Raw genomic sequence first — 15,589 nt, 5'->3', positions numbered from 1 at the left:
ATGGCGGTCGAACTCAAGATGCCTGCGCTTTCTCCCACGATGGAAGAGGGCACGCTCGCCAAATGGCTCGTCAAGAAGGGGGACACGATCGAACCGGGCGACATCATCGCCGAGATTGAGACGGACAAGGCCACGATGGAATTCGAAGCCATCGACGAGGGGACCATTGCGGAAATCCTGGTCGAGGAAGGCGCGGAGAACGTGGCAGTGGGAACCGTCATCGCCATGCTCGCGGGCGAGGGGGAGGATGCGTCCGAAGTCTCCGCTGCGTCATCGTCGAAGGATGTGGCAGAGCCGTCGTCCGGCGGCGATGTCGACGACGTTCCGGGCGAGGGGAAGGATACCGGTCGCGAGCCTGCGGAGGCTGAAATCACGAAGAAGGCTGCCGCGAAGAAGCCCGTCGCCGATCCGGCGATCCCCGAGGGCACGAACATGGTCAGCACTTCCGTGCGCGAGGCGCTGCGCGATGCCATGGCCGAGGAAATGCGCAAGGACGAACGGGTCTTCGTCATGGGCGAGGAAGTCGCTCAATATCAGGGCGCTTACAAGGTTACCCAGGGCCTGCTCGACGAGTTCGGTCCGAAGCGCGTGATCGACACTCCCATCACCGAATACGGTTTCGCGGGCATCGGCACCGGCGCCGCAATGGGCGGGCTGCGGCCGATCGTCGAGTTCATGACGTTCAATTTCGCGATGCAGGCGATCGACCATATCGTGAACTCGGCTGCAAAGACGAATTACATGAGCGGCGGCCAGATGCGCTGCCCCGTCGTCTTTCGCGGACCCAACGGTGCGGCGAGCCGGGTCGGCGCGCAGCACAGCCAGAATTACGGGCCGTGGTATGCCAGCGTGCCGGGTCTCATCGTCATTGCGCCTTACGATTCCGCCGATGCGAAAGGCCTTCTGAAGGCAGCGATCCAGTGCGAGGATCCGGTCGTCTTCCTCGAGAACGAATTGCTTTACGGCCGCAGCTTCGACGTACCCGATCTCGAAGACCATACCCTGCCGATCGGGCAGGCGCGTATCATGCGCGAAGGCGGCGACGTCACGATCGTGTCCTATTCCATCGGGGTGGGGATCGCACTCGAAGCGGCTGAGAAGCTCGCGAAGGAAGGCGTCGAGGCCGAGGTCGTCGATCTGCGTACGCTACGTCCGCTCGACAAGCACACGGTCCTCGAAAGCCTCGCCAAGACCAACCGGCTCGTCGTCGTCGAAGAAGGCTGGCCGACCTGCTCGATCGCTTCCGAGATACAGGCAATCTGCATGGAGGACCGGTTCGACGATCTCGACGCCCCCGTATTGCGGGTGACGAACGAGGACGTGCCCTTGCCTTATGCTGCAAATCTCGAAAAGATGGCGCTGATCGACAGCGACCGCGTGATCGAGGCGGTGAACCGCGTTACGTACCGGAACCGGAACTAGACGAGGAAGATCCCGGCACGACGAAGATCGGGCGCGAATAGGTCAGCTCGAACGCGTCGAGGTCGATGAAGGGAAGGATGGTCTCCATCCGATAGGTCACGCGGAAGTTAATTTCCTTGGCGCCCGTGACGCGGCTCGACGTCGCGTCCGGTGCCGTGACCGTCAGGCGGTTGGTCTTCAGCAGATAGGGCGGATTGACGGCAATGCCGCGAGTAATCGCGGCAATCTGCGATTCGTTGAGTTCGTTGCCACGCTGGTAGCTGACCGCGATCTCGCGTTGCACGTCCGAAGCGACCGAGCGCACGGCATTGTAGTTCTGCATGTAGATGCCGGTCAGAAACACGCCCATCACCGCTGCCAGAAAGGCGGGGATGATGAGCGCGAATTCGACGGCCGCGCCGCCGTCTTCGTCCGAGAAGAATTTGCGCAAGATCATGTCAGGACACCTGAACCGTTCGCTCGACATCGTAATTGATCGTGTCGCCGATGCCGAAATCCTTCCACACCGGCGTGTAGGAATCGGTGACTTCAATACGGAGATAGGAGCTGACGACCGGCTTGTTTGCTTCTTCGCCGCCCTCTTCTGTCGTTTCTCCGTCGACTTCACCTTCGCCCTCGGCGATGCACAAGGCGGGATTGTCGACGGTGTTGGCATCGGCATCGCAGCGGTAAAAGCGCGTGACGTTCACATTGTCATCGCCCAACCGTGTTGTCGTCTTGATGATATCCTCGATTTCGTCGACGTGAATTTGAGCCCCGCGTGCCACGGCAAGCGCGATGGTCTCGCCCTCAAGCGCAGCAGCTTGCAATTCCTGCTGGCGCGAAAAGATCGTACCTATCTCGAATGCGCCTAATGCGAAGGTCGCGAGGATCGGCACGACGAAGGCCATTTCGACCGCGATCGAACCTTTCTCGTCACGAAGGGCTAGGCGACGAAATCGCAACATGGTCATGCGACCAGCCTCACATCCGGAACGCCCGTTCCGACACTGGTGCTCGCGCGAGAAGGACACAGCGTCTCGATATTCGCATTGCCCTGTACTTCGAGCCGATAGGCGGTGATCTGCAGGCACTGCGAAGCAACGTCAGCCGTACCGTTGACGGTCAGCTTGCTGGCCGGAAGATAGATCAGGCCTTCGATGAGCGAATTGGAGTTGCCGTTCATCTGATGCCCCGGGTTGGGGGGATCGTTGTCCCGTTCTTCGAAGATCAGGATGCCGGCCAGCTTGTGCGCCATATCCGCCGCCGGCGTGTTCAGCAAATCAGCTTCTGTCGGCGGGGTAAGGTTGAGGCTGTTCGAATTGCCGCTGCCGCCCAGCTTGATGCGTGCACCATTACGCAGCACGAACATCACGCCATTGCCAGTCACGTTGTAATTCGCCGAAAGGTCGAGCAACCCGCCGTCGATCACATAGATGCCGGACGCGAGGACCGTCGTGCATTTAACGACGATGCTGGAATAGGTTCCGGGCAGCAGTGACGCTTGCTTGTTCTGTCCCTTGCCGGAGCAATTGTCGGACCGGGGGCGCGAATCGTCGGGCGGTACGAGGTCCTTGTAAGTATCCTCGAGCCCCTTGCGCTTCTCTTTGATGATCGTCGATTCGTCGCTGTCGTCTTCGCCGTTCGAAATAGTGCCATTGGCACTGATCGTGCCGCAGGCGACCATCGAATCGGTAATGATCGTCGCCGCGCCGTTGATCTCAATGGCATTCTCGTCGCATGACAGGGCCGCAAAGCCGCACTTGGCGTTGATCGTGCCGCTGCCCGTAACCAGCGTACCGGTGCCTTCCGTAGCGGTGGAGATGAGGCAGGCGTTGTAATCGAAGCCTTGCTCGAAGCTCGCTTGTGCGCGCACGCTGATCGTGGCGGCCTTGCCCGTCAGGAACGAGGAGAAGGGAAGCGACTTGGACGCCGAGGCGGATACGACGACGCTGTTGTCCGAACCGCCGGCATAACCGGCAAGTCGGATCCTCGGATTGCTCGCGAAGTCCTTCGTCACCTTGAGGTTCGCGTTATATTCCTGAACCGCGCGCCGCTGATAGATGTCTTGGCTGTTCTCGTTCGCCATGGCCCAGGCACCAGCATAGGCGGCCTGATCGACGGAATGTTGCAATTCGCGCTTCCACAGATACCATTGCGCGGTATCGACGGCATAGCCCGCCCCGCCGACCAAGCCCGGCATGGCGAGTGCGACGATCAGCATCGCATTGCCGCTCTTGTCTGCCTTCAACTGGTGCAGTTTGTTTCTAATCCGTCCCATGGGGATGTCCTTGAAATAAATTTCATGTGCCTGCCGCATTAGAGGAGCAGCTATTGAGGAATGAAAAAGCAGCATGGTTAAGACAGGGTTATCGCGCAGCACACGGTTTCGATTGCATGTGCCGTTGACGATAGCGACGTCGTGAGCCTGCTGGACGAACTGGGTCCGCCGGCGCGCTTTGCCTTGGCCTATGCTCCAAAGGCGGTGCGCCAGGCGACTGCCGCGCTGTTGGCGCTCGACGTTCGGCTCGGACAGATCGTGGCGCGTGCCAACGAGCCGATCCTTGCGCAGATGCGATTGGCGTGGTGGCGGGACCGGCTGAAGGAAGAGCCGGAAGCACGACCGAAGGGCGACGGTGTACTTGAGGCAATCGGCGAGCACTGGACCGGGCGGGAAGGGGCGCTGATTGCCTTCGTTGATGGCTGGGAAGAATTACTGGCCGAGGGGACGCTCGATGTCGCTTCGATCGAAGCTTTCGGCGAGAGCCACGCCGCGGCCTTCGAAGGATTGTCGAACGGGACGCTGTCCGGCGCTGACAAGATCAACGTGAGGGAGCGCGCGAAGCTCTACGCATGGGGGAAGTTGCACGCTCGGACGAGCGACTCAGCGGAGCGCGAGCGTATCGCAGGGGTGGCACTGCCGCTAGCGGCTAGGGGAGGGCGGCTCCCGCGCTCTCAGCGACCGCTCGCGATCCTCTCGGGCTTGGCTGCCTACTCGCTGCGCCATGAAGGGGAGGGGCTGATGGCCTCGCGCGGGGGCATTCTCACCGCATGGCGGATCGCCTTATCGGGCCGTTAAGCATTACGCTCTAGCGAGCCGGGAACGGAGGATTGCATGAGCAGATTGGTTCTCGGCGCGGTCGGCGCGCTTGCCTGCGCAGGCGTCGGCAGTTTCTGGATGCAGGGCCGGGCGGAGGTCGAGGCAGGCGCGCCGCCGCCTGCACCCCTGAAGCTCTCTTCGCTCGATGCCTATGCCGACCCTTCTCTTCCGTCCTCCGACGTTGCCAACCTCGTCGGACCGGCACCGCCCGAGGCGAGCGAATTGTCGAAGGAGCAGCGCCGCTTCTTTCGCTACGATCGCAACCACGACTGGAAGATTTCGCGCAACGAAATGCTCTCCAGTCGCACCGATGCCTTTCGCAAGCTCGACAAGGACGGCAACAACTTGCTCACATTCGAGGAATGGGCAGTCACCACGGTCGAGAAATTCGACGGCGCGGACGCCAATGGCGATCTTTATCTTACGCCGAGCGAGTTCCTCGCCACCAAGAAGAAGTAGCCGTCACGCCGCGACGGTTTCCACCGTGCCGAGCCAGTTGCGCAAATCCGCCTTCGCCCGGTCGGTATAGGCTTCCTTGCGCTGTTTCTTGGGCACGTCGTGCAGCGGCGGGAATAGGCCGAAATTGACGTTCATCGGCTGATAGTGCTCCGCCGCTGCGTCGCCGGTAATATGCGCGAGCAGCGCGCCCATCGCGGTCGTGCGAGGCGGTTCGCTGATCGGTCGCCCGGCGATGTCCTGTGCCGCCATGATCCCGGCGAGCAGACCGATCGCCGCGCTTTCGACATAGCCTTCGCACCCCGTGATCTGTCCCGCGAAGCGGATATGTTCCGCTCCGCGCAGGCGCAAATGGCGATCGAGGACCACGGGCGAATTGATGAACGTGTTGCGATGCAGACCGCCCAGCCGGGCGAACTCGGCATTGGCAAGCCCCGGTATCGTGCGAAACAGCTCGACCTGCGCGCCGTATTTCAGCTTGGTCTGGAAGCCGACCATATTCCACAGCGTCCCCAATGCGTTGTCCTGCCGCAACTGGACGACCGCGTAAGGCCAGCGTCCCTGTGGAAACTCTGGCGTCGTATCGCGCGGATTGTCGAGGCCAACAGGCTTCATCGGCCCGAAACGCAAGGTATCGACGCCCCGCGCCGCCATCGCTTCGATGGGCATGCAGCCGTCGAAATAGGGCGTATCAGCTTCCCATTCGCGAAATTCGGTCTTCTCTCCGTCGATGAGCCCCTGATGGAAGGCGAGATATTCGTCCTTGGTCATCGGACAATTGATATAGTCGCCGTCCTCGTTCGAGGCCGCGGTCCGCTTGTTCCAGCGAGACTGGATCCAGCAGATGTCCATGTCGATACTGTCGCGATGGACGATCGGGGCGATCGCATCAAAGAAGGCTAGGCGGTCTTCCCCGGTTGCCTTGACGATACTTTGCGCGAGCGATTGCGCGGTCAGCGGTCCCGTGGCGACGATGGTCGGCCCTTCCGTTGGCAGAGCATCGACCCGTTCGCGCACGACGGTAACCTTTGGATGTTCGAGCAGCCGACGTTCGACGTTACGTGAGAAAACGTCGCGGTCCACCGCCATCGCGCTGCCCGCAGGAACCCGCGCTTCTTCTCCCGCCGCCATGACGAGTGAATTAAGCTGCCGCATTTCGTGATGCAGCAGCCCGACCGCATTGCGTTCATCGTCGTCGGAGCGAAAGGAGTTCGAGCAGACGAGTTCGGCAAGCCCGTCGCCCTGATGGGCGGGCGTCGTGTCGCCGCCCCCGCGCATTTCCGAAAGGCGCACGTTCAAGCCCCGTTCGGCGAGTTGCCAGGCAGCCTCGCATCCGGCGAGGCCGCCACCGATGATATGGATGTCGTAAGTCATTGCGCGCCTGAGTAAGGCTGTGCGATAGCGCGCGCAACCTCAGCCTTCACGAGACGGCGACGGACGAAAGGGGGCGGGCCATGCCGCGACGATCTTTGGTTGAACACCGACCGTGGCTATTCGCGAGCCTCGCCGCGGCGATCGCCTATTACTTCCTCAGCGACGAATCGTTGGGCGAATTGTGGCAGGTTGCCATCAAGGGCGCGGCAATCCTGTGTCTCGCCATCTACGCGCTTCAGCGCCATCCCGGCAGCGACGCGAAAATATTGAGCGGTTCGCTGCTGCTGGCTGCGACCGGCACCATGGCGCTGGAGCTGTTCCCGTTATGGGCAGGGCTGTTTCTCTTCTTCTCCTACGCGGCGGCGATCGCTCTATATCTGCATCATCGGCGACCCGCGCCATCCTATAGCCAGCGTGCGCTCGGCCTTGCACTGCTCGTCGCGACGCCGCTGATCGCCTTCGCTTTGACTGGCGATCTCAATGTCATCGCCTATGGCCTCGTTGTAGGTGCAATGGGCTTCGCCGCCTGGCTGAGCGCCTTTCCCCGCTACCGCGTCGGCGTCGGAGCTGTGATGATTGTCGCCGCCGAGCTGTTATGGTTCGCGCATGGCGACCGGCCCGGCGAGCAGAACCTCGTCGACTGGCTCTACTGGCCCCTCTTCTTCGCGGGGCAGTTCTCGGTCGCCACAGGCGTCATCCAGTCGCTTCGCGGACAGCCCGTGAACCGGTGACGAGACCGGCTCGCGTGCTGCCAGATCAGGGTTCCTGATCGGGCGGGTCGTCGCGAGCCAGCGTCGTATCGGGCTGCGTCTCGTCCTCTCCACCCCGCTTTTCGACCATTTCCTCGACGACCGCCTGTTCGAGCTCGTTCTCCGGTTCCTCAGTCTCGTCAATCAACGCCGCACCGACGATCGTTTCGCCCTTCGCGACGTTGAAGATGCGAACGCCTGAAGAACCGCGGCCCGAAATCGAATAGCCGATATGGTTCTCGAAGCCGCCCTCCGTCAGGTGACGCAGCTGGATCGGCAGCCGGATGAGCTTCGCCTGATCAGTCACGAGCATCAGTTGCGAGCCGTGAGTGACCGGGAAGCTCGCTACGACCGGTCCGTTCCGGTCCGGGTTGCTCGACGGTTCGCCGATATTGGCAAGACCCTGGCCGCCGCGGCCGATGGTCCGATATTCATAGGCAGAGGAAATCTTGCCGTAGCCATTGGCCGTCAGCGTGAGGATGAACTCTTCAGCTTCCTCCATCTGCGCAACGGTATCCTCGTCCAGAGTATGGTCCGTCTCGTTGTTCTTCCACGAAGCTGCGCGTAGATAGGCCTCGCGCGTTTCCATATCGGCTTCGAGCGGATCGAGCACCGCCATCGAGACGACCTTCGCCCCGTTTTTCAGCGTCATGCCGCGCACGCCGATGCCCGTACGGCTCTTCGTTTCGCGCGCATCGGTGGCGCTGAAACGGATCGCCTTGCCGCTGTCGCTAGCGAGGAAGACTTCCTGATCCTCGCTCAGCAATTCGACGCCAATCAGCCGGTCCCCGCTGCCTTCGACGAAGCCCATGGCATATTTGCCGTTTGAGGGAACGTTGGTGAACGCATCCATCGAATTGCGGCGAACCATGCCCTGTTCGGTCGCGAAGACGATGTTGAGGCGGCTCCATTCCTCTTCATTCTCGGGAAGAGAGAGAACATTCGTGACCCGTTCGTCATCGGCAAGGGGAAGCAGGTTGACCATGGGGCGACCCTTCGTCTGCGGTCCTCCCTCCGGCAGCTTCCAGACCTTCATGCGATAAACGCGGCCCGTATTCGTAAAGAAAAGCACGGGGTTATGGGTTGAAGTTACGAACAGTTCGACGACTGCATCCTCGTCCTTCGTCGCCATTCCGCTCCGCCCCTTGCCGCCGCGTGCCTGCGCACGGAAAGTCGATAGGGGAGTACGCTTGATGTAACCGCCATGCGTGACGGTCACGACCATTTCGTCGCGCTCGATGAGGTCTTCGTCGTCGAGCCCGTCCCAGGCCGGCGCGATTTCCGAAAGGCGCGGTGTGGCGTAATTCTCCCGAATATCGACGAATTCCTTGCGCATGACTTCGTAGAGTTTCACGCGGTCGCCGAGGATGGCGAGATATTCCTCGATGGCGACGGCCAGTTCCTTCAGCTCGTCGCCGATCTCGTCACGCCCGAGCGCCGTCAGGCGGTGCAGGCGCAGGTCGAGGATCGCTTTGACCTGCCGTTCGGACAGGCGGTAGGTTCCGCCTTCCTGATCGGCGGTCGGCTCGATCGCCTCGACCAGCTGTATGTATTGCGCGATTTCGCCGATCGGCCACTCCTTCGCCAGCAAACGCGCGCGGGCCTCAGCGGGGTTGGGGGCGCCGCGGATCATTGCCACGACTTCGTCGAGATTGGATACGGCGACCACCAGGCCGAGCAGGATGTGGGCGCGTTCCCGGGCCTTGTTCAGTTCGAACTTCGTCCGCCGCGTGATGACCTCTTCGCGGAACTTGATGAACGCCTGAATGATGTCGCGAAGCGTAAGCGTTTCCGGGCGACCGCCGCGAATGGCCAGCATGTTCGCCGGAAAGCTCGACTGAGCAGGCGTGTGCCGCCAGATCTGATTGAGGACGACGTCCGCCGTCGCATCGCGCTTCAGGTCGACGACGACGCGCACACCTTCGCGGTTCGATTCGTCGCGGATGTCTGAGATACCTTCGATCCGCTTGTCCTTCGCCGCATCGGCAATCTTCTCGACGAGATTGGATTTGCCGACCTGGAAAGGAATGGAGGTAAGGACGATGCTTTCGCGTCCCTCGCTCTTGCCGCCGCGCTTTGTCTCGATCTCGTGACGACAGCGCATGAGGATGGAGCCGCGCCCGGTCGTGTAGGCGGCCTTAGCGCCCGACTGTCCGAGAATGAGCGGTGCGGTCGGGAAATCCGGCCCCGGAATGATCTGGAACAATTCCTCAGACGTGATTGCCGGATCGTCCATGAAGGCAAGGCAACCGTCGATCACCTCGCCGAGATTGTGCGGCGGGATATTGGTCGCCATGCCGACTGCGATGCCGCCCGCGCCGTTGACGAGCAGGTTCGGAAACCGCGCCGGCAGAACCGTGGGTTCGCGCTTGCTGCCATCGTAATTGTCCGCGAAATCGACCGTGTCCTTGTCGAGATCGTCGAGCAGCGCGTTCGCGACTTTCGCTAACCGTGCTTCGGTATAGCGCATGGACGCGGGCGGATCGGGGTCCATCGAACCGAAATTGCCCTGGCCATCGACCAGCGGTACGCGCAGCGACCAGTCCTGCGTCATGCGGGCGAGCGCATCATAGATCGCGCTGTCGCCGTGCGGGTGATAGTTACCCATCACGTCGCCGACGATCTTCGCCGACTTGCGATAAGGTCGACCGGCGACGAAGCCGCCTTCCTGACTTGCGAAAAGAATACGGCGGTGCACAGGTTTCAGGCCGTCGCGCACATCGGGCAGGGCGCGGCTGACGATGACGCTCATGGCGTAATCGAGATAACTCGTCTTCATCTCATCGACGATGTCGATGCTGTCATATTCGCCCGAGGGTGAGATCGGGTCTTGGGGATCGATACTGTCGGTCAAAACGGGTCTTTCCGTGACGCGCCCTTACGGGCGCCAAACAACCCCTCACATGTAGGAGTTTCCGGCGCAAAACGCCACCGCAAGCGACCAAGGGCAGGCAGAATTTCGCGCTTTTTTCCACATCTTGCGTCGTACGACGCTTGCAGCGGGGCGGGCGACATGGAACCGCGCCCGAACCGCCAGCGTTCAATCGCTATTCAGGGCCCTGCATGTAGTTTCACAAGGTATTCAGCGAATTCAGACCATTTACCGGCACCGAAGTGCCCAATCAATTCAGTCCCCAGTTTCAAGAGAGGTTTATCGATGATTTTCAATCGTTTCGACACCAAGCATGCCAAGCGCAGTCCCGCTTCGAAACTTGCGCTCGCCATAGCGCTCGCGTCGGGTACGGCTTTGACCGCGACGGCGCTGGAAGTGCCCGCCCATGCGCAGAAAAAGCGCCAGAAGGGCGATGAGCAGGCTGCAGCGGCCCAGTATTCCGATGCTTTCCGCGAGACGTTCGGACCGTATCAGGAACTCGCGAATTCCGAGACGGCTGACGTCGCGGCTCTTCGTGCCGCAGTCGATCCAGTCCGCGCGTCCATCTCGACGCCCGACGACAGATATGTCGGCGGTAACTTCCTCTACAATACGGGCGTCAAGGCGCAGGACCCCGCCTTGCAGCTCGAAGGCATCAGGTTGATGCTCGAGAGCGGAAAGACCCCTGCGGCCAACCTCGGTCAGTATAATTTTGTTGCTGCCCAGCTCTCCTATCAGCAGGAGCAATGGGCGGATGCACGGCAATTCCTCGAAGCGGCGATCGCGAACGGATATACGCAGAACAATCCGCGCGCATTGATCATCGAGAGCTACATCAAGGAAGGCAATTCCGCCGAAGCGGTGAACTACATCACCCGCGCCGCCGACGAGGCAATGGCGGCAGGCCAGAAGCCCGAGCGCTCGTGGTTGGTGCGTGGCATCCAGCAAGCCTATCAGTCGGAGATGCGGGAAGAGGCGAAGAACCTCTCCTATCTTTATGCGATGAACTACCCGTCGCCGGAAAGCTGGGGCGATGCCATCGTCATCGCGCGCGCTTTCGGTAGCAACGACGACCAGACGAGCCTCGACTTTCTCCGATTGCAGCGTCGCACTGATACCTTCCGCCAGGCGAACGACTATATCGACTATATCGAGTTCGCCGACGCACGGCGTCTTCCTTACGAGGTCAAGGCGATCATCGACGAAGGTTACGCATCGGGAACCCTGCCACGCGACAATAGCTACGTCACCGAATCCTACGGTCTCGCCAAGCAGCGTATCGCGGCCGACCAAGCCGATCTCGGATCGCTGGAACGCGATGCGCGGGCTTCGGGCGCTTCACTGAGTACGGTGATGGCAGCCGGCGACGTGTTCTTGAGCTACGACCAGCCGGCAAAGGCGGAAGAGTTCTACCGCGCAGCGCTCGACAAGTCGGGAGCGGATCGAGGTATGGTCCTGACGCGGCTCGGCATCGCTCAGGTCGACCAGGGCAAGTATGACGAGGCGCAGCAGACCTTCGAACAGGTTCAGGGCGCGCGCTCCGACCTGGCGAACCTCTGGTCGGCTTATGCCAAGCAGCAGGCAGAGGGCACGACGATGACTCCGGCCGCTTAAAGCTGCCCGCTCGAAGTTCGAGAATGATAGAAGGGCGCGGGAGCTTCGGCTCTCGCGCCTTTCTCGTTTCAGCGGAGACGCTTTACCGCATACTGCCCGTCGTTACGCCGCTCGAGCTTAAAATTGTCGAGCGACTTGAAGAGGTCGGACAGGCTCGAATAGCCGTAATTGCGGACGTCGAAGCTTGACCGGTTGCCGGCAATCTGACCGAGCTGGTTGAGCATCGCATAGCCTTGCTCGTCGCGCTTGGTCTCGCGATAGGCCGCCCCGATCAGTTCCATCAGATCCTGGTCGATGGCTGCGGCTTCGCGACCGCGCTTTCCGCTTGGCGTGTCGGCGTCGGCCGTATTGGCGATCAGCTTGCCGATCTCCAGAAACCTTGTGCAGGCAGATTTGAAGGCTTGCGGCGTCTTGGCCTCCCCAAAACCATAGACGAGCAGCCCGTCTTGCCTGAGGCGAGTTACGAGCGGGGTGAAGTCGCTATCAGAAGTCATCAGGCCGAACCCGTCGACCTTGCCCTGATACAGCAAGTCGATCGCGTCGATCGTCATTGCCATGTCGGTCGCATTCTTCCCCTTCGACACATCGAATTGCTGGTGCGGACGAATGCCGAACTTGTTAGTGATCTTGTCCCAGCGCGCGAGATTGTCCTTAGCGAAATTACCGTAGGCACGGCGAATATTCACCTGCCCCAGTTCCGCCATAACGGTCAGCACCGGATCAATGCCTTGCGGCGAGGTATTGTCCGCGTCGATGAGCAGTGCGATATTGAGAAGAGAGCGTTCGGCCATGCGCGCTCTCTTGCCGAGGCCGAGCCGTTCAGGCAAGCCTTTGCATAAGGCTCGAATGCCTCCGAGTTGCGGCTTGCGGGTCGGCCCCATCACTCTTAAGTGGACCGCATGAACGATCTTTCCTCCGTTCCGACGCCTGAGGGCGAGCATCCTCCACGCGAGCGCAAGCCCGACTGGATCAGAGTCAAGGCTCCGGTAAGCAAGGGTTACCACGAGACGCGCAAACTGATGCGCGAACTCAGCCTCAATACCGTGTGCGAAGAAGCGGCCTGCCCGAACATCGGGGAATGCTGGACCAAGAAACACGCGACCGTGATGATCCTCGGCGATGTGTGCACGCGCGCCTGTGCCTTTTGCAACGTCAAGACGGGCATGCCGCGCAAAGTCGATCCGCTGGAGCCCGAGCATACCGCGGTCGCGGCGGCGAAGATGGGTCTCGAACACATCGTCATCACGAGTGTCGATCGCGACGATCTTCCCGACGGCGGTGCGGGGCAGTTCGTCAAGGTGATCAAGGCTCTGCGCCGCGAAACGCCCGAGACGACGATCGAAATCCTGACGCCCGATTTCCGGGGGAAGATGCGCGCTGCGGTCGAGGCGATCTGCGAGGCTGGCCCCGATGTCTACAACCACAATCTGGAAACCGTTCCGCGGCTTTATCCGACAATCAGGCCGGGCGCGCGCTATTATGCTTCGCTGCGTCTCCTCGAAGAAGTTAAGAGCCACGATCCGATGATCTTCACCAAGTCGGGCATTATGCTGGGGCTGGGTGAACAGCGGCTCGAAGTGCATCAGGTGATGGACGACATGCGCAGTGCCGACATCGACTTCATGACGATGGGACAGTATCTTCGCCCGACGCCGAGACACGCGAAGGTCGAGGATTTCGTCACCCCGAAGGCGTTCGACGCCTATGGTTCGATCGCACGCGCCAAGGGGTTCCTTCAGGTTGCATCTTCGCCGCTTACCCGTTCGAGCTATCACGCTGGCGATGATTTTGCTGAAATGCGCGCCGCGCGCGAAGCTCGCCTCGCGAAAGCAGCCGCCAGAGCCGACTGATGCCCGGTATTCGCGAGAAACGCTTCCTGCCGTATAGCTGCGAGCAGATGTTCGACCTCGTCGCCGATGTCGACAAATATCCCGAATTTCTGCCGTGGGTTATCGCTACGCGCGTACGCAATGACAGCGCGGAAGAGATGACCGCCGACATGGTCGTCGGGTTCAAGGCAATTCGCGAACGATTCACTTCCACCGTTAGCAAGTCACGTCCCGAGCGTATCAACGTGCATTATGTCGACGGACCCCTGCGCGATCTCGACAATAGCTGGGTGTTTACTCCGGCGGAGGGCGGATGCGACGTCGACTTCTGTGTGGATTTCGCTTTCAAGAACCGGATGTTCGAGACGCTTGCCGGGGCCTATTTCGATCGCGCGTTTCGGCGTCTCGTCGCGGCGTTCGAGGCGCGGGCGGACCAGCTTTACGGCAATAGCAGTTCGAGCGCGCAGACTGTCGCCTGATGGCGAATTTCGCTGCGCGAGAGGTCTTCCCCGAAACGCTTCAGTTCGCCCTCCGGTTCGCCGGTCGTTCCGCGCACCATTCGGGCGAAGACGACTGTTCCAACGGGTTTGAGAGCATTTCCGCCGGTCGGACCGGCTACGCCGCTGATAGCGACGGCAACGTCCGCATCGCTGTGCTTGAGCGCACCATGGGCCATCGCCCACACACAGGCGATGGAAACTGCGCCGAACGTTTCGAGAATGTCGCTCGCAACGTCGAGGCATTCCATCTTCGCCTGGTTGGAGTAGGTGACAAAGCCGCGCTCGAAAACGGCTGAGGAGCCGGGAATCTCCGTCAATGCTGCGGCAACGAGTCCGCCTGTGCAGCTTTCGGCGAGAGTTACCGTGCGACCGATCTCGCGATTCTCCCTGATCACCCGTTCGGCAAGTTGAACGATGTCGTCAGGCAGCATGTCGGTCGACCACGACGGTTCTATCCAAGTTTCGAAATGCAGTCCGGAAGGTCATGCTGTCCTTTCGAGCGAGACGATCGCTTGTGCGGCGATGCCTTCACCACGCCCGGTGAAGCCAAGGCGCTCGGTCGTCGTTGCCTTGATACTGACCAAACCAGCATCGACGTCAAGCAGGCTCGCCACGGTTTTGCGCATGGCGTCCCGATGCGGACCGATCTTGGGACGCTCGCAGATGATGGTGCAATCGACATTGGCAACACGATAACCGGCGGCGCGGACCAGTTCGGTTGCATGGATGACGAACCGATCGGATGACGCGCCTTTCCAGCGCGGATCGCTGGGCGGGAAATGCGTGCCGATATCGCCTTCGCCGATTGCGCCCAACATAGCATCGACGATGGCATGAAGAGCCACGTCCGCGTCGCTGTGACCCGCGAGGCCGAGTTCGAAGGGAATATTGACGCCAGCGAGCCAGAGTTCTTCCCCGGCCGCCAGACGATGAACATCATAGCCCATGCCTGTGCGAAAGAGCGGCGCTGTCGTCCTCGTCTCGTCACGGAAGTCTTTCGCAAAGGTAAGCTTTTTCAAGGCTTCGTCGCCCTCTACCGTCACGATTTCGAGGCCTGCTCGCTGCAGGACTTGCGCGTCGTCCCCGGCCACTGGCGCGTCCTTCCATGAACGGTGCGCTGCAAGTATTGCGTTGAAGCGGAAGGCCTGGGGCGTCTGTACGCGGCGCAGCATGTCCCGCTCCGCCGTGCCGGTCATCATCCCGTCTTCGCATTGGGCAAGACTATCGACCACCGGCAAGACCGGAATTGCCCCGGGGTTCGTTTTGAGCGCGGCCAGCAGGCGGCCAATGACGCTTTGAGGCAAATTGGCGCGTGCGGCGTCGTGTATCAGGACGAGTTCGGGTTGATCCTCGGCCATTGCTTCGAGGGCCGCGCGAACAGAGGCCTGCCGTGTCGCGCCGCCATGAACGAGGCGCACCTTGTCGAACCCGGCAACGATCTCGCGAGCGAGGTTCTCGAAGGCTTCGGGAATGGCGACGACAATAGGGTCGGCACCCGCTCTTGCTAAACTCTCAAGCGAGTGAAGAAGAACCGGTTTGCCGTTCCATTCGGCGAACTGCTTGGGGATATCGAGACCGGTTCGCGATCCGGTTCCGGCGGCCACCACGACGGCAGCGAAAGGAGAGGGGGCGGGCCCGTTCGTCATGGCCGCTCGCCCTATCGTCTTGCGTGACCTGTCGCAATCCACTAAGCG

General features: G+C 61.1%; 15 protein-coding genes. 7 read left to right on the top strand and 8 right to left on the bottom strand.

All coding sequences use genetic code 11. The features are described from left to right. Complete coding sequence (locus GRI38_RS04850) at nt 1-1,422, top strand: pyruvate dehydrogenase complex E1 component subunit beta (RefSeq protein WP_160681763.1); 1,422 nt, start codon at nt 1-3, stop codon at nt 1,420-1,422. Here GRI38_RS04850 and GRI38_RS04845 read toward each other — a convergent pair. Genes GRI38_RS04845 through GRI38_RS04835 form a run of 3 tightly spaced genes read right to left on the bottom strand, consistent with a single transcriptional unit; the run spans nt 1,400 to nt 3,682 of the window. Further along, the gene (locus tag GRI38_RS04845; protein ID WP_160681762.1) at nt 1,400-1,858 is read right to left on the bottom strand and encodes a TadE/TadG family type IV pilus assembly protein; all 459 of its coding nucleotides are present in this window, start codon (nt 1,856-1,858) and stop codon (nt 1,400-1,402) included. The two genes, GRI38_RS04850 and GRI38_RS04845, sit on opposite strands and share 23 nt — an antisense overlap. Nucleotide 1,859: 1 nt before the next feature. Further along, nucleotides 1,860-2,375, bottom strand: coding sequence for a TadE/TadG family type IV pilus assembly protein (locus GRI38_RS04840; RefSeq protein ID WP_160681761.1), 516 nt, complete (start codon nt 2,373-2,375; stop codon nt 1,860-1,862). Next, nucleotides 2,372-3,682 carry a TadE/TadG family type IV pilus assembly protein gene (locus GRI38_RS04835; RefSeq protein WP_160681760.1) on the bottom strand — a complete coding sequence of 437 codons (1,311 nt, stop codon included), beginning with the start codon at nt 3,680-3,682 and terminating at the stop codon, nt 2,372-2,374. Before GRI38_RS04835 ends, GRI38_RS04840 begins: the two co-directional genes overlap by 4 nt. Nucleotides 3,683-3,823: 141 nt before the next feature. On the opposite strand from GRI38_RS04835, the gene GRI38_RS04830 reads away from it, so the two are divergent. Both GRI38_RS04830 and GRI38_RS04825 read left to right on the top strand, forming a co-directional pair. Next, complete coding sequence (locus GRI38_RS04830; protein WP_160681759.1) at nt 3,824-4,480, top strand: squalene/phytoene synthase family protein; 657 nt, start codon at nt 3,824-3,826, stop codon at nt 4,478-4,480. Between the two features lie 36 nt (nt 4,481-4,516). Then, nucleotides 4,517-4,960 (top strand): EF-hand domain-containing protein, encoded by a 444-nt coding sequence (locus GRI38_RS04825; RefSeq protein ID WP_160681758.1) that lies wholly within the window; start codon nt 4,517-4,519, stop codon nt 4,958-4,960. A gap of 3 nt (nt 4,961-4,963) precedes the next feature. Here the strand turns inward: GRI38_RS04825 and trmFO are convergent, their stop codons facing one another. Continuing rightward, nucleotides 4,964-6,331 (bottom strand): methylenetetrahydrofolate--tRNA-(uracil(54)-C(5))-methyltransferase (FADH(2)-oxidizing) TrmFO, encoded by a 1,368-nt coding sequence (gene trmFO, locus GRI38_RS04820; RefSeq protein WP_160681757.1) that lies wholly within the window; start codon nt 6,329-6,331, stop codon nt 4,964-4,966. 80 nt (nt 6,332-6,411) lie between these two features. Here trmFO and GRI38_RS04815 point away from each other — a divergent pair, with 80 nt between their 5' ends. Next, nucleotides 6,412-7,062 carry a lysoplasmalogenase gene (locus GRI38_RS04815; RefSeq protein WP_160681756.1) on the top strand — a complete coding sequence of 217 codons (651 nt, stop codon included), beginning with the start codon at nt 6,412-6,414 and terminating at the stop codon, nt 7,060-7,062. A gap of 25 nt (nt 7,063-7,087) precedes the next feature. Here the strand turns inward: GRI38_RS04815 and gyrA are convergent, their stop codons facing one another. Further along, nucleotides 7,088-9,934 carry a DNA gyrase subunit A gene (gyrA, locus tag GRI38_RS04810; RefSeq protein WP_160681755.1) on the bottom strand — a complete coding sequence of 949 codons (2,847 nt, stop codon included), beginning with the start codon at nt 9,932-9,934 and terminating at the stop codon, nt 7,088-7,090. A gap of 303 nt (nt 9,935-10,237) precedes the next feature. On the opposite strand from gyrA, the gene GRI38_RS04805 reads away from it, so the two are divergent. Next, nucleotides 10,238-11,566, top strand: coding sequence for a tetratricopeptide repeat protein (locus GRI38_RS04805; RefSeq protein WP_160681754.1), 1,329 nt, complete (start codon nt 10,238-10,240; stop codon nt 11,564-11,566). Nucleotides 11,567-11,634: 68 nt separating this feature from the next. Here the strand turns inward: GRI38_RS04805 and GRI38_RS04800 are convergent, their stop codons facing one another. Further along, nucleotides 11,635-12,357 (bottom strand): NYN domain-containing protein, encoded by a 723-nt coding sequence (locus GRI38_RS04800; protein ID WP_160681753.1) that lies wholly within the window; start codon nt 12,355-12,357, stop codon nt 11,635-11,637. Nucleotides 12,358-12,465: 108 nt separating this feature from the next. Between GRI38_RS04800 and lipA the strand changes: the two genes are divergently transcribed. Further along, complete coding sequence (gene lipA / locus GRI38_RS04795; protein ID WP_160681752.1) at nt 12,466-13,416, top strand: lipoyl synthase; 951 nt, start codon at nt 12,466-12,468, stop codon at nt 13,414-13,416. Continuing rightward, on the top strand, nt 13,416-13,874 hold the full coding sequence (locus tag GRI38_RS04790) for a type II toxin-antitoxin system RatA family toxin (protein WP_160681751.1): 459 nt from the start codon (nt 13,416-13,418) through the stop codon (nt 13,872-13,874). Before lipA ends, GRI38_RS04790 begins: the two co-directional genes overlap by 1 nt. Here the strand turns inward: GRI38_RS04790 and GRI38_RS04785 are convergent. Then, complete coding sequence (locus GRI38_RS04785; protein WP_160681750.1) at nt 13,835-14,326, bottom strand: CinA family protein; 492 nt, start codon at nt 14,324-14,326, stop codon at nt 13,835-13,837. The genes GRI38_RS04790 and GRI38_RS04785 overlap by 40 nt on opposite strands. Before the next feature lie 51 nt (nt 14,327-14,377). Beyond that, the gene (locus tag GRI38_RS04780; protein ID WP_160681749.1) at nt 14,378-15,541 is read right to left on the bottom strand and encodes a bifunctional 2-C-methyl-D-erythritol 4-phosphate cytidylyltransferase/2-C-methyl-D-erythritol 2,4-cyclodiphosphate synthase; all 1,164 of its coding nucleotides are present in this window, start codon (nt 15,539-15,541) and stop codon (nt 14,378-14,380) included. Nucleotides 15,542-15,589 lie beyond the last annotated feature (48 nt).

It is taken from the genome of Parapontixanthobacter aurantiacus (genome assembly GCF_009827635.1).
GTDB lineage: Bacteria > Pseudomonadota > Alphaproteobacteria > Sphingomonadales > Sphingomonadaceae > Parapontixanthobacter > Parapontixanthobacter aurantiacus.
Note: the sequence above shows the minus strand (reverse complement) of the source record. Positions and strands in the feature narration are given on the sequence as shown.